This is a genomic window from Kitasatospora sp. MMS16-BH015 (assembly GCF_002943525.1).
Taxonomy (GTDB): domain Bacteria; phylum Actinomycetota; class Actinomycetes; order Streptomycetales; family Streptomycetaceae; genus Kitasatospora.
The window spans coordinates 413,108-432,237 of the sequence record NZ_CP025394.1; the positions used below are offsets into that span (position 1 = coordinate 413,108).

General features: G+C 71.7%; 19 protein-coding genes and 1 pseudogene. 15 read left to right on the forward strand and 5 right to left on the reverse strand.

Annotated elements, in window-relative coordinates; translation table 11 throughout:
* Nucleotide 1: 1 nt before the first annotated feature.
* Nucleotides 2-970 (reverse strand): EamA family transporter, encoded by a 969-nt coding sequence (locus CFP65_RS01835; RefSeq protein WP_217368125.1) that lies wholly within the window; start codon nt 968-970, stop codon nt 2-4.
* Nucleotides 971-1,016: 46 nt separating this feature from the next.
* On the opposite strand from CFP65_RS01835, the gene CFP65_RS01840 reads away from it, so the two are divergent.
* Nucleotides 1,017-1,529, forward strand: a complete 513-nt coding sequence (locus CFP65_RS01840; RefSeq protein ID WP_104814435.1) for a MarR family winged helix-turn-helix transcriptional regulator — start codon at nt 1,017-1,019, stop codon at nt 1,527-1,529.
* A gap of 289 nt (nt 1,530-1,818) precedes the next feature.
* A complete protein-coding gene (locus CFP65_RS01845; protein WP_104814436.1) occupies nt 1,819-2,967 on the forward strand; it encodes an ROK family protein in 1,149 nt (382 codons plus the stop codon).
* 58 nt (nt 2,968-3,025) lie between these two features.
* On the opposite strand, the gene CFP65_RS01850 is transcribed toward CFP65_RS01845, so the two are convergent.
* Nucleotides 3,026-3,799 (reverse strand): GntR family transcriptional regulator, encoded by a 774-nt coding sequence (locus CFP65_RS01850; RefSeq protein ID WP_104820576.1) that lies wholly within the window; start codon nt 3,797-3,799, stop codon nt 3,026-3,028.
* 312 nt (nt 3,800-4,111) lie between these two features.
* Between CFP65_RS01850 and CFP65_RS01855 the strand changes: the two genes are divergently transcribed.
* Nucleotides 4,112-4,906 carry an exodeoxyribonuclease III gene (locus tag CFP65_RS01855; protein WP_104820577.1) on the forward strand — a complete coding sequence of 265 codons (795 nt, stop codon included), beginning with the start codon at nt 4,112-4,114 and terminating at the stop codon, nt 4,904-4,906.
* A gap of 1,039 nt (nt 4,907-5,945) precedes the next feature.
* On the opposite strand, the gene CFP65_RS01860 is transcribed toward CFP65_RS01855, so the two are convergent.
* A complete protein-coding gene (locus CFP65_RS01860; protein ID WP_254552800.1) occupies nt 5,946-6,227 on the reverse strand; it encodes a MerR family transcriptional regulator in 282 nt (93 codons plus the stop codon).
* A gap of 987 nt (nt 6,228-7,214) precedes the next feature.
* Here CFP65_RS01860 and CFP65_RS01865 point away from each other — a divergent pair.
* From CFP65_RS01865 to CFP65_RS39590, 3 genes are all read left to right on the forward strand, one after another.
* Nucleotides 7,215-7,376: a hypothetical protein gene (locus CFP65_RS01865; protein ID WP_158701978.1), complete on the forward strand. Its 162-nt coding sequence runs from the start codon at nt 7,215-7,217 to the stop codon at nt 7,374-7,376.
* Nucleotides 7,377-7,759: 383 nt separating this feature from the next.
* Nucleotides 7,760-8,116 carry a PRC-barrel domain-containing protein gene (locus CFP65_RS01870; RefSeq protein ID WP_104814439.1) on the forward strand — a complete coding sequence of 119 codons (357 nt, stop codon included), beginning with the start codon at nt 7,760-7,762 and terminating at the stop codon, nt 8,114-8,116.
* Nucleotides 8,117-8,143: 27 nt separating this feature from the next.
* On the forward strand, nt 8,144-8,308 hold the full coding sequence (locus CFP65_RS39590) for a hypothetical protein (RefSeq protein ID WP_168219571.1): 165 nt from the start codon (nt 8,144-8,146) through the stop codon (nt 8,306-8,308).
* Between the two features lie 466 nt (nt 8,309-8,774).
* Here CFP65_RS39590 and CFP65_RS01875 read toward each other — a convergent pair whose 3' ends face one another.
* Nucleotides 8,775-9,137, reverse strand: coding sequence for a hypothetical protein (locus tag CFP65_RS01875; RefSeq protein WP_104814440.1), 363 nt, complete (start codon nt 9,135-9,137; stop codon nt 8,775-8,777).
* Nucleotides 9,138-9,699: 562 nt separating this feature from the next.
* On the reverse strand, nt 9,700-9,927 hold the full coding sequence (locus CFP65_RS01880) for a hypothetical protein (protein WP_104814441.1): 228 nt from the start codon (nt 9,925-9,927) through the stop codon (nt 9,700-9,702).
* A gap of 503 nt (nt 9,928-10,430) precedes the next feature.
* Here CFP65_RS01880 and CFP65_RS01885 point away from each other — a divergent pair.
* The 9 genes and pseudogenes from CFP65_RS01885 (at nt 10,431) to CFP65_RS01925 (ending at nt 19,120) form a co-directional block, all read left to right on the forward strand.
* The gene (locus CFP65_RS01885) at nt 10,431-10,634 is read left to right on the forward strand and encodes a cold-shock protein (RefSeq protein ID WP_099897249.1); all 204 of its coding nucleotides are present in this window, start codon (nt 10,431-10,433) and stop codon (nt 10,632-10,634) included.
* 359 nt (nt 10,635-10,993) lie between these two features.
* Entirely contained in the window at nt 10,994-12,517 is a 1,524-nt protein-coding gene (locus CFP65_RS01890) for a DEAD/DEAH box helicase (protein ID WP_104814442.1), read from the forward strand.
* A gap of 100 nt (nt 12,518-12,617) precedes the next feature.
* On the forward strand, nt 12,618-12,998 hold the full coding sequence (locus CFP65_RS01895; RefSeq protein WP_104814443.1) for a CBS domain-containing protein: 381 nt from the start codon (nt 12,618-12,620) through the stop codon (nt 12,996-12,998).
* A 263-nt stretch (nt 12,999-13,261) separates the two neighbouring features.
* The gene (locus CFP65_RS40435) at nt 13,262-13,843 is read left to right on the forward strand and encodes a DUF5994 family protein (protein ID WP_254552165.1); all 582 of its coding nucleotides are present in this window, start codon (nt 13,262-13,264) and stop codon (nt 13,841-13,843) included.
* A 118-nt stretch (nt 13,844-13,961) separates the two neighbouring features.
* A pseudogene (locus tag CFP65_RS01905) lies at nt 13,962-15,242 on the forward strand (molybdopterin-dependent oxidoreductase).
* Nucleotides 15,243-15,246: 4 nt separating this feature from the next.
* Nucleotides 15,247-15,852 (forward strand): hypothetical protein, encoded by a 606-nt coding sequence (locus CFP65_RS01910; protein ID WP_371682345.1) that lies wholly within the window; start codon nt 15,247-15,249, stop codon nt 15,850-15,852.
* Entirely contained in the window at nt 15,761-16,414 is a 654-nt protein-coding gene (locus tag CFP65_RS01915; protein ID WP_104814445.1) for an acyl-homoserine-lactone synthase, read from the forward strand. Before CFP65_RS01910 ends, CFP65_RS01915 begins: the two co-directional genes overlap by 92 nt.
* A gap of 310 nt (nt 16,415-16,724) precedes the next feature.
* Nucleotides 16,725-18,362: a DUF4331 domain-containing protein gene (locus CFP65_RS01920; protein WP_104814446.1), complete on the forward strand. Its 1,638-nt coding sequence runs from the start codon at nt 16,725-16,727 to the stop codon at nt 18,360-18,362.
* Nucleotides 18,363-18,427: 65 nt separating this feature from the next.
* On the forward strand, nt 18,428-19,120 hold the full coding sequence (locus CFP65_RS01925) for a class F sortase (RefSeq protein WP_158701979.1): 693 nt from the start codon (nt 18,428-18,430) through the stop codon (nt 19,118-19,120).
* Nucleotides 19,121-19,130: the final 10 nt, after the last annotated feature.

Sequence of the window (19,130 nt, forward strand, 5' to 3'; positions counted from 1 at the left end):
TTCAGGCTCCTTCGGTGAACGACTTCGCGGACGCGACCCTCGTGGACGCACCGCTCATGGACGCAGTGGACGTGGCGGACCCGGCGGCCCCGGCGGCCCCGGCGGACGCCGCAGGGGTACGGGCACCCAACTGCGCGGCCGCGAGCGAGCCGAGGATGATCAGGCCGCCGAGCAGCTGGGCGGGGGTGAGCTCCTGGCCGAGGGCCAGCCAGCCGGCCAGGGTGGCCACCAGGGGGCTGAGCAGACCGAGGAAGCTGACCTGGGTCGGAACGAGCCGGCTCAGGCCGCGGAACCAGAGACCGTAGGAGAGGGCGGCGCCCACCAGGGTGAGGTAGCCGTAGCCGAGCAGGTTGGCACCGGTCAGGTGGGCCGGCGGCGGGCCCTCGACCAGCCACATCACCGGGAGCAGCAGCAGCCCGCCCGCGACGAGCTGCCAGCCGGTGGTGGCGAGCAGCGGGGCCGGGGAGCCCCAGCGCTTGCCGAGCACCACACCGGTGGCCATCACCAGGGCGCTGCCGAGCGCGGCGGCCACCCCGAGGCCGTCCAGTCGGGCGCCAGCCCGCAGGACCAGCAGGCTCACCCCGGCCACGCCGGCCAGGCCGGTGAGCACGGTGCGCAGGGTCAGCCGCTGGCCGAGCAGTCCGCTGGAGAGCACGGCGACCAGCAGGGGTTGGACGGCGCCGATGGTGGCGGCCACTCCCCCGGGCAGCCGGTAGGCGGCGACGAAGAGCAGGGCGAAGAAGCCGCCGATGTTGAGCGCGCCGAGCACGAAGGCCCGCCACCACCAGTGGCCCTTGGGCAGTTGCCGGGTGAAGGCGATCAGGAGCAGCCCGGCCGGCAGCGCGCGCAGCACGCCGGCGAGCAACGGCCGCCCCGGCGGCAGGAGTTCGGTGGTGACGAGGTAGGTGGTGCCCCAGATGGCAGGGGCGAGGGCAGTCAGCAGGATGACCCCGAGTCGATTTCTTAGCACTAAGATAAAGTATCTCACTGCTAAGAGATTCGCTAGCCTTGACGGCATGGACGACCAGACCGGCACCGCAGACCACGTGGACCACCTCCTTGCGCAGTGGGGCAGGCAGCGCCCCGATCTCGACGTCTCCCCGATGGGCGTGATCGGCCGGCTCAAGCGCCTCGCCCGGCTGATCGACGCCGAGATCGGCCGCACCTTCGCCCAGCACGGCCTCGACCGCGCCTCCTTCGACGTGCTCGCCACCCTGCGCCGCAGCGACCCGCCGCACCGGCTGACCCCGGCTCAGCTGATGCAGTCGACGATGGTCACCTCGGGCGCCGTCTCCCAGCGGCTCGACCGGCTTCAGGCGGCCAGCCTGGTCTCCCGCACGCCCAGCCCGACCGACGGCCGGGTGGTCCACGTGGCCCTCACCCCCACCGGCCGGGAACTGATCGACCGTGCCCTCCCGGACCACCTGGCCACCGAGCGCCGCCTGCTCTCCGCCCTCGACCCCGAGCAGCAGACGGCCCTCGCCGACGCCCTGCGCACCGTCCTGCTCTCCCTCGACGACACCCACTAGCCCGCCGTCAGCTGCCCGCCCCCCACGGCCCCGCGCCCCGGCCTGGTCCGGACCACCGGGTACCGTTTCGATACCGAAACCGTTTTGAGCTGGGGAAACGCTCGCGGGTCGGGGTGGCCCCGAGTACGATCCGGCTCATCGCCCTCCGGCGCGGCACGCCCGTGCCACGACTCGCCGGCACGCCCGTGCCGGGGGTTCCCGGTGGGCGCCTTCGCGGGGCAACGGAGAGGTGGCCGCGCACTCGGCACCGCGCGCCAGGGCTGTCGCGCGATCGCGGAAGGGCAGCGTCTTGGCGGATCGGCTCACCGGAGGGGACTCCTCCCTGCTGCGGCGGATCAACGCGGCGGTCACGCTGCGCGCGCTGCGCGACGGCGAAGCCCTCACGCTCACCCAACTGGTCGGCGACACCGGGCTCTCCCGGCCGACAGTCGAGGGCGTGATCGAGGGGCTGATGGAGTCCGGGCTGGTCGCCGAGGTCGAGCAGAGCCAGGAGACCGGCCGTCAGCGCGGCCGCCCGGCCCGCTGGTTCCGCTTCCGCGCCGAGGCCGGGCACATCCTCGGCATCGAGATCGGCGTGCACGAGATCCGGCTGGTGCTGGCCGACCTGACCGGGCGAGTGCTCGGCGGCGACGCCAAGCCGGTGGACGAGACCCTGGACGCCGAGGCCCGGCTGGGCTGCGTCCGGACCGCCGTGGCGGAGGTGCTGCGCAAGGCCGGGGTCTCCCGCGACAGCCTCTGGGCGGTGGCCGTCGGCACCCCGGGCATCGTCGACCGGGAGGGCACCGTCCGGCTCGGCACCGCGATGCCCGGCTGGACCGGCCTCGACCTGGGCGCCCGGCTGCGCCGCTCCTTCCGCTGCCCGGTGGTGATCGAGAACGACGCCAACCTGGCCGCGATCGCCGAGCACTGGCAGGGCGCGGCCGTCGGCAAGGGCGACGTGGTCTTCGTGATGGCCGGGCTCAGCCCGGGCGCGGGCTCGCTGATCAACGGCAGGCTGCACCGGGGCTTCGGCGGCGCGGCCGGCGAGATCGGCGCCCTCCACCTGCTCGGCCAGGAGGCCACCCCCGAACGCCTGCTCTCCACCACCGGCAAGCCGCTTGACCCGCTGGACGAGGCCGCCGTGGCCCGGGTGCTCCGGCTGGCCCGCGAGGGCGACGCGGTCGCCCAAGGCGCGACCGACCGGTTCCTGCGCCGCCTGGTGCACGACGTCGCCGCCCTCGTCCTCGCCCTCGACCCCGAACTGGTCGTGATCGGCGGCTGGGCCCCCGGCCTGGAGGGCGTCCTCGGGCCGCTGCGCGAGCAGTTGGCGCAGTTCTGCCTCCGCGCGCCGGAGGTGGCGCTCGCCGCGCTCGGCGAGGAGGTCGTGGCGATGGGCGCGCTGCGGGTGGCCCTGGACCACGTCGAGGAACAGCTCTTCGCGGTCGACCCGCGCAGCTGATCCGGAGTGGGGCGTAAAGCATGGAGAAGGGGCGCGGGGCGCCCCTGTCTTGGTACAGCTACGCGGTCTTCGCCACCGGGGTGACCTCGACCAGGCCGGTCTCGCCGAAGGTGAGCTTGCAGGTGTCGGCGCGGTAGGTGGAGACGGCCAGGGCGACCAGTCGGCCGGCCGCGGCGTACTGGCTGGTGACCACCAGCACCGGCGTACCCGGCGGGCGCTCCAGCAGGGCGGCCTCCTCGGCCTCGGCCACACCGAGCTCCACCGCGCGGGACTCGCCGTCCACGCCCAGGCGCTCCAGCTGGCGAAGCACCGAACGGGAACGGTCGGGCTCGGCGGCGCCGCCGATCAGCTGCGGGACGGCGGGCAGGTGCGGCACGGCGGAGTCGGGCACGTGCAGCGACTCCACGGCCATGGTCAGACCCTCCACCAGCCGCAGCCGGCGCACCGTGTGCACCGTCTCGCCCTCGGGGATGCCGAGCGCCGCCGCGAGCCGGGCGGACGCGGGGGCACTCACGCAGTCCACCGAGCGCCAGGCCTGGTTGCGCGCGCTGCCCGGCCAGCCCTCGTCCCGGCGCCCGACCGGCACGCCGACCCGGGGCGCCGCGATCAGGGTGCCGATGCCCCGGCGGCGCACCAACCTGCCCTCGAGCTCCAGCTGGTCCAGGGCCTGGCGCAGCGTCGCCCGGGCCACGCCGAAGCGGGCCGCGAGCTCACGCTCGTTGGGCAGCACCTGGCCGGTGGAGAACTCCCGGTCGATGGTGCGGACCAGCACCGTGCGCAGGTGCCAGTACTTCGGCTCCTGAACGCCCTGAGCGCTCTGCGTGCCCTGCACGCTCGCCGCACCGGTCAAGCCCGTCGTCGGCGGCAGCGCCGTCAGCTGTCCCTGTCCCACCGGGTCCTCCGCCCTGAAGGACTGCGGGCCGGCCCCGTACCCAGGTCTTGCGGCAGGTGGGAGGGGCGGGCTTTATCCGTCCTTCTTTATTAAAGGTCTTTGCAGTAACGGACACTAGGGGGTGCCGCCGGAGATGGTCAAGACCAATGACGGCCGGTCGATCGCCTCCGGACGGCATTCATCAACCCTTCACGAAGTGGGCGCGGTCGGTCGCCCGGCTCCGGCCAGGGCCGATAGGCTGCCCCGGTGATCGTGACGACTGTGAATGTGAACGGCATCCGGGCCGCCGCCAAGAAGGGCTTCCTGGAGTGGCTGGCCGCCACCGAGGCGGACGTGGTCTGCCTGCAAGAGGTGCGCTCGGAGACCGCCCAGCTCCCGGTCGAGCTCCGCGAACTCGACGGCTGGCACGCCGTCTGGGCCCCGGCCGCCGCCAAGGGCCGGGCCGGCGTGGCCGTGCTCTCCCGGGTCGCCCCCTCCCGCACCCGGATCGGTTTCGGCTCGGCCGAATTCGACAATTCGGGCAGGTACGCCGAAATCGACCTCCCGGGCGTCACGATCGCCAGCCTCTACCTCCCCTCCGGCGAAGTCGGCACCGAACGGCAGGAGGAGAAGGAGCGCTTCATGGCCGAATTCCTCGTCCACCTCGTCGAGCTGCGCGCCCGCGCCGCCGCCGAGGGCCGCGAGGTGATCGTCTGCGGCGACTGGAACATCTGCCACCAGCAGATCGACCTCAAGAACTGGAAGGCCAACCAGAAGTCCGCCGGCTTCCTCCCCGAGGAGCGCGCCTGGCTCACCAAGGTCTACGACGAGGCCGGCTACGTCGACGTGGTCCGCGCCCTCCACCCCGACCAGGAGGGCCCCTACTCCTGGTGGTCCTACCGCGGCCGCGCCTTCGACAACGACTCGGGCTGGAGGATCGACCTAAGTGTTTGTACAAAAGGCCTGGCCGAGAAGGCAGTCAAGGCGTACGTCGAACGAGCCGCCACCCACGCCGAACGCTGGAGCGACCACGCGCCCGTCACCGTGGTGTTCGACGTGGACAACTGACTGACGTGTGGTCTCCCCAATGCAGGCGAGTTCGATCTCTACCACGACCTCTATTAGGACCCCCTCTGACCTGCGGAAAGGCGCAGAGAGGGGTCGGCTGCAGTACCTCTGGGGCTCGTGATGTGAAATGAGTGTGAAATGAGCAGGGGCAGATCGAACTCACGATGATGACTCCTTGCCCTTGCCAGCACTGGGCAGTACGCCATCTCGCTACTCTCAGTAGCCATCACTCGGGGCTCCCGACTCAACGGGTTCGATCTCTCAGCGGCACTGCGCCACCTCAGGCGAAGTGCCACTCGTGCTCGTCAAGCAGCGGAGCCTGCCGTCATCGGGCCGCGCCGGCATGAGGGACGTGTAGTAGAACGCTTCCCGGCAGGTGGTCTGGGCCAGCCACAGGGCGGACAGCACGGGCGCGGGGCCGCGACTGGACGAGCAGTTCGGTGACGACCCCACTGGACGCGAGGGTCGTCGCCGCAGGGTCGGGACTCGCGCGCAGCACCTGGGCCGCCCGAGCACGCGGACGCCTGACCTGACAGCCCGCGTGCGGGGGCGCAGTCCCGCCGTAGCGGGCCGAGCGCTCTGGCGGAGCACCCGCACGCCCCGGCGCACTGCCGGCAGGCGGGCGCGGCCAGGTCAAGAGCAAGGTGGGACGGCGCAGTTGCGCGCTTGGCGCGCGGCTTGTGCGGTCCGGCCCACAAGGAGCTGTCGTCGACAGGAGCACGGACCTTGACAGGGTTGTTCGGCGTCCACGGATACGGCGCTCATGGCGCGGGCGGTCGCGGAGCGAGGGCGGGCACGCCCGCTGTGGGGGGCATAAGCACGGTCCGGCCAAGGAGAAGCATGCCTGGCCCATGGCGCCGCCGCGGGGCACGCGTCATGACCGGGCAGAACGGTTGCAGCCACCCCGGGCGTGAACTCCGGGGATGGCTGCGGGCGGCATTTCCGGGCGTCCCCGCACTGGTCCCCGCCAGTGCGGCAGACCAGCGATCGGGGCGGCGTGCGGTGAGCGCCTGGCACTCACCGCAGGGCGGCAGGTGGGTCAGGTGTCGGCGGCAGGTTCCTGGCCGTGCTGGGAGCGGCGGAGTTGTTCGTTGATGCGCAGGGCTTCTTCGAGTTGGTCTTCGAGGATGACGATGCGACAGGCGGCCTCGATGGCGGTGCCTTGGTCGACGAGGTCTCGGGCGCGCATCGCGATGCGCAGCTGGTAGCGGGAGTAGCGGCGGTGGCCGCCCTCGGAGCGCAGTGGGGTGATGAGGCCCTGCTCGCCCAGGGCGCGCAGGAAGCCGGGGGTGGTGCCGGTCATCTCGGCGGCGCGCCCCATTGTGTAGGCGGGGTAGTCGTCGTCGTCGAGGTTGTCTGGGGTGTGGGGCCTGTCGGTCGTCGTAGTCACTGCACCTCTCTTGGTTCCTGGGGAACGCGTCGAGGGGCCCCGGCGCCATTGCGGCTCCGGGGCCCCGAAGGGGAACAACACCATCTACCGGCCTGGGCCGGGTTCCTTGTTCCGCAACTCCCCCAGGGTGGGGGTGTGCGGGGATCGCGTATGCGTGACCGGAAACCACCGTCCTCGTGCTCAAAAGGGGGTCTGCGGTGTCCGCCCGGGTGAATACCTCACGGGCCGGGCGATCCTGATGGCGCTCTGTCCCTCCGTTCATCCTCTGTACTGACTGATTGGCGAACTGCTCGGTACTGCTGAACTTCAACTGCCTGGTCCGACAGCCAGCCCCGTCGCCCGTCCTGCTCACCTGCTCGGCTTGGAACCCCACTGCCGGACTCCCAGCACGCGCGCCCGCAGCCTGGCGCCTTCACTGGGATACCGCGTACCGCGACTGCTGGTACCGCTCAACTCAACTTCACTTGCTGGTACTGCACCTGCATCTACCGCGGTACCGCTCGTTGGCGGGCCCCTGATCACTGCGGGCCGCCCGGCCCGGCCGCCGATCCTGTCGCCTTACTGCACCATCCTGGCTTCAGGACCCTGCCACCGTGCCGACCTGCGAACTTCCGTACTACTGCCCGCCAGTTCGTGTCTGGCGGGTACCGCTTGACCGCATCTACGAGAGAAACACTAGCCACGACACCGGGCAATGTCTACTCCAGCGAGCACAGATTTTTCCGTGTCCGCCAGGGAGGTATTCTCCGTCCCGCGCGGGGGCCGGACGGACCGGACCCGCAGTCGCAGCCCCATGACGGAGGAAGCCGCGTTGAGCGGCTCAGGACCACGAACGGAACGAACGGGAGGCGAGCGATGGAAGAGCGGCAGACAGCGCCACACGGGCGCACCTCCGACCCGCATACCAAGGCGTCGCTGGTGGCCGCCATCGGCGAAGCCGTCCGCGACCGGGACGAACGGGTCCTGCGCCGGCTGCTGGCCCGCTTCGCCGAACAGGCCGCCATCGCCGACCTGCCCGCCCTGCGCGACGCCATCGACACCGCCCGGTGCCACGGCGACCGTCCGCCGGTACCCCGGTAGCCGGCCCGGTACCGCCGCGCCCCGGATCAAGACCAGCGAGCCAGGACGGCCCGAGCCGGGTGGACGCCGTCATCACCGCGATCGTGGTGGCGGTACGCACCGGCGACGACGATCGCATCCGGGAGCTTCTGCCGGACCTGGCGGAGTGCGCGGACGCCGCGGCGCTGTACGCACTGCGCGACGCGTCGGCCAGCGACCTGCCAGCTGCAGCGCGACCAGGTCCGCCAGCCCGGTCCGGCGCGGAGGAGGGGTGCCGACTGCTGGTGTGGCCGGAACGGGCGCGGGAGTTGGTGTCCGCCCACAGACGGGGGCACCCTGGGAGATGCAGATCACCGGCCACGGGCCCGGCCCGCAACCGGCACAACGGCGTGAAGGGAGCCTCGATGATCCAGGTAGGGGACATCCGCGAGTGGCGCACCCACGACGTCGTGGACGCGGGGGGCCACAAGATCGGCACGCTGGAGGCGATCTACGTGGACACCAGCACCGACGAGGCGGCCATGGCCACTGTGCAGGTCGGACTGCCCACCCGCCACCGCCTGGTCTTCGTACCCCTCGACGGAGCAACGGTGGGTCCGGGATACGTCAAGGTCGTCTACGACAAGGCCCTGGTGAAGGACTGCCCCGCGATCGGCACGGACGACGTCCTGCCCGCCGAGGACGAGGAAGCGGTCTTCCGGCACTACAACCTCGCCTACCAGAGCGGCGCCGCAGGCGAGCGCCAGCTCGCCCGGCGCTGACCGATCACCCGGCCAAGGAGGCATGTCATGGCCCTGTTCCTCCTCGTGGTCCTCATCGCCATCGTGCTCGGCCTCGTCGGCGCCGTCGTCCACGGGCTGATCTACCTGCTCGCCATCGGCATCGTGCTCCTCGTCGCCGACGTGGCCTTCCTCGCCGTGCGCTCGACCAGGCACCGACGCGCCCTGCGCTGACAGGCTGCCCCGCAACACTCGGCCCCGCCGCGGTCTCGGACGCACTCCGACGTGCACCCGAGACCGCCTTCGCCTCGCAGATCCCCCTCCCCCCAGCCCCTGGACACCACCACCGAAGCCACCCGCCGGCACACCGGCGCCGCCCTCACCAGCCTCGACGGCGAGCCCTGACGTGCTGTGCTCTGGCCCAACTCCCCCATGACTACGCACCCCTGTACGGCTGCGCCGACCTGACCGCCGCCGCCTGGCGAAGCGAACTCCGGCAGGTCGCACCGCGAGGTCCGCCGGCAAGGCTCAGCGCCCCCGGCTCGACCTGGAGCCGGGGTGACGCTCCAGCGGCTTCCAGACCGCAGGTTGGCGCGGCCCGACTCCTCACTCCGCTCACAGCCTGGCGATCGGACTCACGACCAGCCCGCCTCACCCGGCTCCAGCCTCGAAGCGGGCACTTGGCCTCCTGCTCACCGTCTCAGGTGTCGGAGTAACCGAGGTCCCCGATTGTCCAGCTGCTGATGTCCTCGATGGCGATGCGGTACATGCCGCCGGTGTGGGGGAGGGCGAAGTTGCCCTGCAGGATTTTCGCGCGGTGGAGGTGGAGGTGCGTGGGCCGCGCGGGCGGGCCTTCGGCGGGCGGCGCGAAGAGTGCGGCGAACGGCTTCAGGTGCTCAGAGGCCTGGAGGACCTCCGCCACCCGCTCCCACCACAGGGACACCGGCGCGAGCCTGCCGGTGATCACCGCACCGGGGACCACCACGGTCAAGGACATCTGGTTGCTGTGCTCGGACTCGACCATCGCGGCGATGTCGACGAGCAGCCCGTCAGGGTTCGACACGCGTCCCAGAGTAGGACACGGCGGTCGGTGTCCGGGAGTCCGCCTCAAGGCGGTGACTGCGGCGCGTGCGGGGTGTCGCCGGCCTACGCGGCCGGGCTTCGACGGGTGCCCGCTGCCGCGGAGGCAGGCCGGCTGCTGCGCGGCGCACGGCATGACGGCCCGTGAGGGCCGGGGTGGTGCCGGAATCGCGCTGGCCCACAGTGACGAACAGCTCGGTTCCACGGGTGGCGACGGTGAAGCCCGCGGAGTTGAGAACCTCCGACAAGGCCAGGGTGAGCGCACTGCGGATGCCGCGGAACTCGGTGCGTCCGGCGGCGTCGACGGGATGCGGGGAGGCGTGGAGCGTCGGCCTGATCAGGTCCTCGCCCGGCCGCCATCATGTTCCGTTCCGGCTACCGCCGGGGCAGGGACCGGCGAGGCCCGTTCGACCTGGCCATCGGGATCAACGGCCGGGGCAGGAGCCCCCGGATGATGCCGAGGCGACGGTGCACCGTCGCCTCGGCGCAGGGACCACCCGCGAGCGGTGCGGCACGATCGGCCAAGAAGCGCGGGTCGCCCGGGGTCAGAGTTTGAACATCGCGGCGTACGGCTGGGTGATGCGTTCCTGCCGCGATCCGAAGTCGACGAGTACGGCGATGTCGCCGTCGCCTTCGACGCCGATGGCCCGGCCGAGGCCATAGCGGTCGTGGGTGACTCGGTCGCCGACGGCGAACCGCTTGAGCGGCGCCTGGACCCGGACTTTGAAGGGGCTGGTGGGCAGGGGCCGGCGGACTGCTGCTGATTTCGTCATTCCTTGCAGTATGCACCGGAAATCGCGGGAGCGGGGCATTTCGGTGGAACTCGAATGTGGACGGGCCGGAATTCGAATCGTGCCGTCCCTTGCCTCCACCGGAACCGGAGGCGGGGCCGGCCCGGGCCCGCAGCGGCGAGAGTCCACGCGGCGCACCTCGGGGCTCACCCATGTCGCGCTGCCAGTGGAGCCGCCGCCCCGGACAAGCGCCATGCCGTCAACCACCCTGCCCACAGCGAGCGTTGGCATCCCTGGCAACTCGGGGGCGGCGGGCCCGAGGGGAGGCCCCTGCAAAACCGGGAGTGAAATAATCCACCACGGAAGGCCGGAGCCTGCTAGAGTCGTCTTAGTTGCAGTAGTGGTTCCCATGAACTTTGTGTGCGCCTGCTGATGTTTCGCAGGCGCATTTTTCTTTCCCGGCACTTCCCGGGTGGGTCATCATCGCGGCGACTCGAAGCCCGCACTGTGCGCGCTTCGGACAGCCCCCTGAAGGAGAATTTTTTATGGCTAATGGCACCGTGAAGTGGTTCAACGCGGAAAAGGGCTTCGGCTTCATCGAGCAGGACGGTGGCGGCGCTGACGTCTTCGCCCACTACTCGAACATCAACGCCAACGGCTTCCGTGAGCTGCTCGAGGGCCAGAAGGTCGAGTTCGACGTCACGCAGGGCCAGAAGGGCCCGCAGGCCGAGAACATTCGTCCGCTGTAGTTTTTCTGCCGAGGCACCCGCCTGGCAGCGAGGGGCCCGCACCGCGTACACGCTCGGTGCGGGCCCCTCCGCATTGCACACCCCCGGCCGTTCAGGCCCCCTGGCTTCGCCACTGGCGGCCATCCCCACGCGAGACGCCCGGCGCCGCGTCCGGATCGGCGCCCTGCCGTGAGATCCCACGGTTCGAGGTTCGCGCTCCCGACCCTTTCGGTGAGCGTCGACCCCAGGTGACGTGCCGCATGGTTCTTCCGTCCACGCTTCGCCCGTCACACGTTCTGGCCCGTTTACTTGCGGTCTCCGCCGGCGCCCCGCGCTGCGGAGCCTTCCTCGTGACGTGCCGCCCTGAGGAAGGTCTCCACATGAACCGCTCCCGTCGCTCCTCCTACCAGAGCTCCAACTCCCGCTCCGGCGCCGCCGCCTACGGATCCCGCTCCGGCGGCAGTTCCTTCTACGGTGACCGGCCGGCCGGCGGCCGCAGCTCCTCCGGGCGGGGTGGCCGTCAGAACTCCTCCCCGCAGGGCGAGTTCGCGATGCCGGTCAGCACCACCCCGGCGCTGCCGGCCGTCGAGTCGTTCGACGAACTGGAGATGCCGAAGGCGCTGCTGGCGGTGCTGACCCGCCAGGGCGTCACCACTCCGTTCCCGATCCAGGCCGCGACCCTGCCGAACTCGCTTGCCGGGCGTGACGTCCTCGGACGAGGCCGCACCGGCTCCGGCAAGACCATCGCGTTCGGTCTCGCCGTGCTGGCCCGCATCGCCGGGCAGCGGGCCGAGCCGCGACGCCCGCTGGCGCTCGTACTGGTCCCCACCCGCGAGCTCGCCCAGCAGGTGACCGACGCGCTCACCCCCTTCGCCCACGCGGTACGCCTGAGGATGGCCGCCGTGGTGGGCGGCATGTCGATCGGGCGCCAGGCCCAGGCGCTGAACCGTGGCGCGGAGGTCGTGGTGGCCACCCCCGGCCGGCTCAAAGACCTGATCCAGCGCGGCGACTGCCAGCTCGACGGCGTCGGCATCACGGTGCTCGACGAGGCCGACCAGATGGCCGACATGGGCTTCCTGCCGCAGGTCACCGAACTCCTCGACCAGGTCGCCGAAGGCGGCCAGACGATGCTGTTCTCCGCGACCCTGGACCGCAACGTCGACCGCCTGGTGCGCCGCTTCCTCAAGGACCCGGTGACCCACTCGGTGGACCCGTCCGCCGGAGCGGTCAGCACGATGGAGCACCACGTGCTGCACGTGCAGAACTTCGACAAGAACGCCACGATCGCCCACATCGCCTCCCGTGACGGCGGCGTGATCATGTTCACCGACACCAAGCACGGCGCGGACCGCCTCGTGGAGGACCTGCTCGCCAACGGCGTGAAGGCCGCCGCCCTGCACGGCGGCAAGTCCCAGCCGCAGCGCACCCGCACGCTGGAGCAGTTCCGCACCGGCCAGGTCACCGCACTGATCGCCACCAACGTCGCCGCCCGCGGCATCCACGTCGACGGGCTCGACCTGGTCGTCAACCTCGACCCCCCGGCCGACCACAAGGACTACCTGCACCGCGGCGGGCGCACGGCCCGTGCGGGCGAGTCCGGCACCGTCGTCACCCTGGTGCTGCCCAACCAGCGCCGCGGGATGGCCCGCATGCTGGCCACGGCCGCCATCACCCCCGTCACCACCAGGGTCAGCGCCGGCGACGAGGACCTGGCCCGCATCACCGGCGCCCGCGTGCCCACCGGCATCCCCACCGTGATCGCCGACCCCGTCACCGAACGCTCCCGCCGCGGCTCGGCCACGACCCGCGGCCGCCGCGGCCGCCCCACCCAGGCCGGCCGCACCCCGCGGACCGCCGCCGGCTCGCGCAGCGCGGCACCGAAGCGCGTCGTCCTCGCCGCCTAGCACACCGCACGGGTCCGGACCGCAGTACGGCCGGCCCACCCCCACTGCAGCACCCGGACCGCCGCCACCACCGGCGGGAGCGACGCGAAGGAGTCCGCCCATGACCACCACCCTCGAACGCCCCACCGCCACCACCACGGTCAGCGACCTCATGACCACCCCTGACCTGCAGATCAGCGACGACGTCACCGCCGACACCGCGACGGACATCCTGAACGGCTCCGGCGCCGACCACGTCCTGGTCCGCGACGACGACGGCCGCTGCGCCGGGCTGCTCACCCGCCTGCACCTCGCGCCGTTCCAGGCACGGTCCTGGTACACCGAACGCACCGCCGTACGCGACATCGCCCTCGACCGCGCCCCGTTCGCCACCCCCGACATGCCGGCCGCCGCCGCGGCCACCGCCATGCGCGCCCGCGGCCTGACCACCTGGCCCGTGGTCGACCACGACGGCCACGCCATCGGCCTCCTCAGCCTCTAGGAGCAGCGGTCGGCGCCGACGTGCCGGCTTCCACTCTGCTGTGGGCACCTGCCGCGCCGGCTCGGCCGAGGAAGGTGACGCCGGCCTCGCCGTCGACATGTTCTCCGGCCGTGCCCCGGCTCCTGCCATAGTGGGTCTGACACCGTGTCGGAGTAGGCTGGACCTACCGAAGGCACTTCGTGAACTGGCCCCGATACTGGTTTCGTCTCCGGCGACCACCAATCCCGGGCCCACGTGAGTGGGCTCGGAGACGGGTCCATGACATGACTGTCACCCTCGACCGCTTGCAACCCGCTGAGGTACCCGCACAGCCGGGTGCTGCACCGGCCCTCCGGCTCTCACTCACCCCCGACGGCGCCTCCCGCGGCCGCCTGGACGGAGCCTGGTGGCCACGCTCGCACGATCTCCTCACCGAACTACCCCCACTGGCGGCTGAGTTGGATGCGCGGTGGGGGCGTGTCACGCGCGTCGTGCTGAACCCCACCCACTGGCCCGTGATCCCCCACCTGATCCCCGTCGCCGGCCACGTGGTCCACGGCGGCTGGTTCCTCCAGGAGCAGGACGAGAACGAGGTCATGGTGCGCTCCTACACACCTCGGCGCCTGGATCTGCTGGTCGTCCCGCCGCACACCGGCGAGGCCGAGGCAGCCGACCTGATGACCGCCGCGGCCGATCCCGCGAACACCCGCACGGCGAGCGAACTGCTCGGGGGGTGGGCGGCGGTAGGCGGCATGGCGGCCGCCGAACCGGACGGGCCGAAGCGCGTCTTAGGCGTTCGGCAGCAAGCCCGACGGTCTCCCGAATCCGGGAAATCCTGGCGGGGCGTCACGAAGGACGGAATGTGATGGCACACGACGGTGACCCCGGCGCGGCCTCGCACGGCTGTTCGGCCGCCGCCCGCGGGAAGTCGGTACGCCGCCTGCTCGCGGTGCGTCTCACCCGCTTGGCCGAGGGGTGGAGGAGCTGAACACGCGGGTTGCCGACAACCCTCCGCCGGGGCCGTTCCGTCGCGGGTTCTGGCGAAGTCCGCTGCGGGGACCGTGGTTGACCGCGGTGTTCGGTGCAGTGCTGCTCCTTGGGATCACGGTGCTGGCCGCCACAGGGCTACTGTCCTACGCCTCCTACAGCCCCCGGTACGCGGTCAACGACCAGACACCGGACCACGGCGTCCTCGGGTTCTACCTGTTCACGTGGCCGACCGACCCGCACTGGCTGTACCGGCTGAACCAGGGCGTGCACGTAACGCTGGGGGTGGCGCTCGTCCCCATCCTGCTGGCCAAGCTCTGGTCGGTGCTGCCCAAGCTGTTCGACTGGCCGCCGGTGCGCTCGATCGCCCAGGCACTGGAGCGGCTGTCGCTGCTGCTGCTGGTGGGCGGCGCCATCTTCGAGTTCGTCACCGGCGTGCTGAACGTCCAGCTGTACTACGTCTTCCCCGGCTCGTTCTACACGGTCCACTTCTACGGTGCGTGGGTGTTCCTGGGCGCGTTCGTCGTCCACGTGGCGCTGAAGTTGCCGAGGATGGTCGCGGCCCTGCGCTCGCGCCGGCTGCGCACGGTGCTGGCCACCGGCACCGCCCAAACCCTCCCCGAGGAGGCGGACGCCGACGGGCTGGTCGCCGAACGCCCTGCCGCGGCGACGATCTCGCGGCGCGGCGCGCTGGCCCTGACCGCAGGGGGCTCGTTGACGTTGCTGGTGCTGACCGCAGGTCAGAGCATCGGCGGAGCCTGGCGGCGCACCGCTCTGCTGGCGCCGCGCGGCCAGGATCCGGGCAGCGGCCCCAACGGCTTCCAGATCAACAAGACCGCCCGAGGGGTCGGTGTGACAGCCGACCAGATCGGCTCGGCGTGGCGCCTTCGACTCTCGGGCGGTCCGGCAGCCCTGGTGCTGACCCGAGAGGACCTGCTGGCCTTGGAGCAGCGCACCTCCGCGTTGCCGATCGCCTGTGTGGAGGGGTGGTCCACCGACGACCAGTTGTGGACCGGTGTGCCGCTGGCGGTCCTGGCGGCCAGGCCGGCGTGCCGGACGCTGCCGAGGTGCTGGTGGAGTCGGTGCAGCGCGAGGGATCGTTCCGCAGTGCGGTGCTGGCCCGCAACCAGGTCCACGATCCGCGTTCGCTGCTCGCCCTGCGTGTGAACGGCGCCGATCTGTCGGCGGACCACGGCTTTCCGGCCCACACCATCGTTCCCGCTGCCCCCCGGGGTTCACAACACCAAGTGGGTGTCCTCTCTGGCCTTCCGGAGGTGACGCGGTGAGACGCTTCCGTCGCTGGTACGGCTCCAGCCCGCTGCACCTGCTGGCCCTGGCGGGCTGCTTCGCCCTGGCCTGGTACGCCGGCAGCCGGTTGCTCGACCAGGAGGCACTGCGGGTGGCGCTCTGGTTCGCCGGCGCCGCCGTCGTCCACGACCTGCTGCTCTTCCCGCTGTACTCGGCCGTGGACCGCGGTGCGCAGGCAGTGCTCCCGGCCACCACCACGGACGCGCCTTCGCGGCCCGCGTACATCAACTACCTGCGCTTCCCCGCGTTCGGCTCGGCGGTGCTGTTTCTGGTGTGGCTGCCGCTGATCCTGGGCCTGGTCGACGGGTTCGCAGCGACCACCGGGCTGGACGAGTCGGTGTTCCTGCCGCGTTGGCTGCTGGTGACTGCCATTCTGTTCGCCCTGTCCGCCCTGGTCCTGGGCATCCGGCTGCTGCGGGACCGACTGGCCCTCAGGCGGCGGGAGGGGCAGGGCGGCGCCGGGGCGCGGCCGAGGGCGGAGCCGGGCGGTGAGACGCGCCCCGCTGGGCGCACCCGCCGCGGACGGCAGGTCGCGGGACGCCTCGGGCGGGTACCGGGTCGTGGTGGGGCGGGCGGGTGAGCCGGAGCTGGCGGAGGTGCTGGTGGACGCGATGTTCCGCCTGCGGCACCGGGTCTTCCAGGAACGGCTGCACTGGCAGGTCCGCAGCCGCGACGGGCGCGAGCGGGATGTGTTCGACGATGCGGCTCCTGTCTACGCCATCGCCTACCACGAGCTGTCCGGCAGGGTATCGGGCTGCGTGCGGATGCTGCCGACCACCGGCCCTTACATGCTGCGCGACGTCTTCCCGCAGACCCTGCGCGGAGCGCCCGCCCCGTGCGACGAGCGGATCTGGGAGCTCAGCCGGCTGTGCACGGTCCGCGACAGCACTACGGCGGGCCTGGCTCTGCGGCTCCTGGGGGCCGTCTCCGACCACGCCGCCCGGGAGGAGGCCCGGCAGTTCGTCGCCGTCGCCCAGAGCGCCGTGGAGCGTGCGGCCGCCCGCGCCGGGATCATCACCCACCGCTTCGGTGACCAGCGGAGCACCAGGCTGGGCGCACTGGACTGCGCGGCGTTGCACCTGCGGGTCGACGCTCTCACCACGTCCCGGACGGACCGGGAGTCTGGTGCCGTGGAGAGCTGACGTTCAATCAGCAGAAGAGGCGACCCGCCCACGAATGGCTTCATTAAGTAGTCATGAGATTGCTCTGAGTGTTGTCGTGGTGAGCGGGCCGCACGGCCCGTGAGGACCTGACAGCTGTCGAGGGCACGGCGCGAGCCGCCGGGCGCTCGGCCGACACGTTTAGGCGAGCGCACACGCCGTCACCGTTGCGCCTCTGCCTTGCCATGGCGCCTGTGTCTGTTCACACCGGTGCTCCACGCCGGCCGCGATCGCGCGGGCGCCGCCTGATGCGGTGGCCTCGCGGAGCCGCCGCTGCCACGAAAGACGGATCATGCAGCTTCCTCGTTCGTCCCGCCTGCCGGCCATCGCCCGGCACGCCGAGCGCCCGCTCGCGGGCATGGGTGTCCTGGCCCTAATGGCCGCCGCCGGCTTCGCCGGCCTCGCGCCCGGCGTCAGCTCCGCCTCCAGCCACCGCGAGGCACCGCTGATCGCGGGCGACCCGCGCGCCGACAACACCGACGTGTACGCCTTCGTCAGCCCGGACAAGCCCGACACGGTGACACTCGTGGCGAACTGGATCCCGTTCGAGGAACCCAACGGCGGACCGAACTTCTACCCGTTCGCCGACGACGCGCACTACAACATCAAGATCGACAGCGACGGCGACGGCAAGCCCGACACCACCTACACCTGGACGTTCACCAACCACTACAAGGACGACGCCAACCAGTTCCTCTACAACACCGGCGTGGTGAACAACCTCAGCGACCCGACGCTGAACTTCACCCAGACGTACTGCCTCACCGTCACCGGGCCGGACGGCTCGGCCAGGACCCTGCTCAAGGACGTCCCGGCCGCCCCGTCCAACGTCGGCAAGGCCTCGATGCCCGACTACGAGCGGCTGCGCAAGCAGGCGACCCTCGACCTCCCCGGCGGCGGCCAGACCTACGCGGGCCAGGCCGCGGACCCGTTCTTCCTCGACCTGCGGGTCTTCGACCTGCTCTACGGCGGGAACCTCAAGGAGAGCGGCCACAACACGCTCGCGGGCTACAACGTCAACACCATCGCCCTCCAGGTGCCGAAGAAGGACCTCGCACTCAAGGGCGACGCGGAACGAAACCCGGTGATCGGCGTCTGGTCCACCACCGACCGCAAGGGCGCCCAGGTCACCGGCAGCGCCGACAAGGGCGGCGAAGGGAGGAAGGACGAGGCCGCAGGCTGGCACCAGGTCTCCCGCCTGGGCAACCCGCTGGTCAACGAGGTCGTCGTCCCGCTCAAGTACAAGGACGCCTTCAACGCGCTGGCCCCGGTGAACGACCACACCGTCACCCCGGTGGTCGACAAGGTCAAGGACCCGATTGTCCCCAAGCTCATCCAGAGCATCTACGGCATCGCCGCCCCCGCCACCCCGCGCACCGACCTGGTCGAGATCTTCCTCACCGGGATCTCGAAGAACTCCGGCGGCCCGATCCAGGCCGACCTCAACTCCCAGCTCCTCAACGCCGACGTCAGCAAGGCCAACTTCACCCCGGCCGAGGAACTGCGCCTCAACATGGCCGTACCGCCCGCCGACGCCCCCAACCGCCTCGGCGTCCTCGCCCAGGACTTCGCCGGCTTCCCCAACGGCCGCCGGCTCGCCGACGACGTGGTCGACATCGAGCTGCAGGCCCTGGAGGGCGCGGCCCAGACCGGCAAGATCGTGCCCGCGCTGGCGGCCGGTGACGGCGTGAACGCCGCCGACCACGCCTTCGGCAAGCACTTCCCCTACGTCGCACTGCCCAACACCGCCGCCGTCAACCAGGCCGACACCGACAACCCCGGCGGCGGCGTCGCCGCGGGCCTCGGCGGCCTGGCCGGCCTCGGCCACGGCGACAAGTTCCCGGTCGCGGCCGCATCCGCCCTCGCCGGCGGCGTCCTGCTGAGCAGCGCCGGATTCCTGGCGCTGCGCCGCCGGCGCAACGCCGACTAGTGGCCCGCTTCCTACGCCTCGGCCGCCCGCCCCTCCCCGGGGGCGGGCGGCCGAGGCACGCCACCGTGTCGACCCAGCGCCGGCTGGCTGTCCTGGCGGTGGCTGGTGGGATCGCGCTGGCCGGTGCGGGAGCCGCAGGACTGCTCGAGCACCCGACGACCGCTGCGGTCGCGGCCCCCGACATCGGCACCCTGCCGGCCCCTTCCCACCCGCCCGCGCCGGTGCCCGGCCACGGCACCGCAGGGCCACTGTCCGGCGACCCGGCGCCCGACCGGCACGCGCCGCCGGTCCGGCTCCGTATTCCCCGCATCGGCGTCGATACCGCGGTGACAGACCTTCAGGTCGAGGCCGACGGGCACCTCGCCGCCCCCGCGACCCCCGACGTGGCCGGCTGGTGGAGCAACGGACCCGCCCCCGGCGGGCCGGGCAACGCCGTCCTCGTCGGCCACGTCGACTCCCTGACCGGCCCCGCCGTGTTCGCCGGCCTGTCCGACCTACGGCCGGGCGACGGCATCGACGTCGCCGAGGCCGACGGCACCACCGTCCCCTTCACCGTCCGGGCGCTGCGCGGCTTCACCAAGGACAACTTCCCCGACGACCTCGTCTACGGCACCACCGCCACCCCCGGCCTGCGGCTGATCACCTGCGGCGGCGCCTACGACCACGACACCCACGAGTACCTGTCCAACCTCGTCGTCTTCGCCGAACCCACGCCGCCCGCCCCGTCCACGTCCTCGCCCCAGCGGAGAACCTCGTGACCCGTTTCCG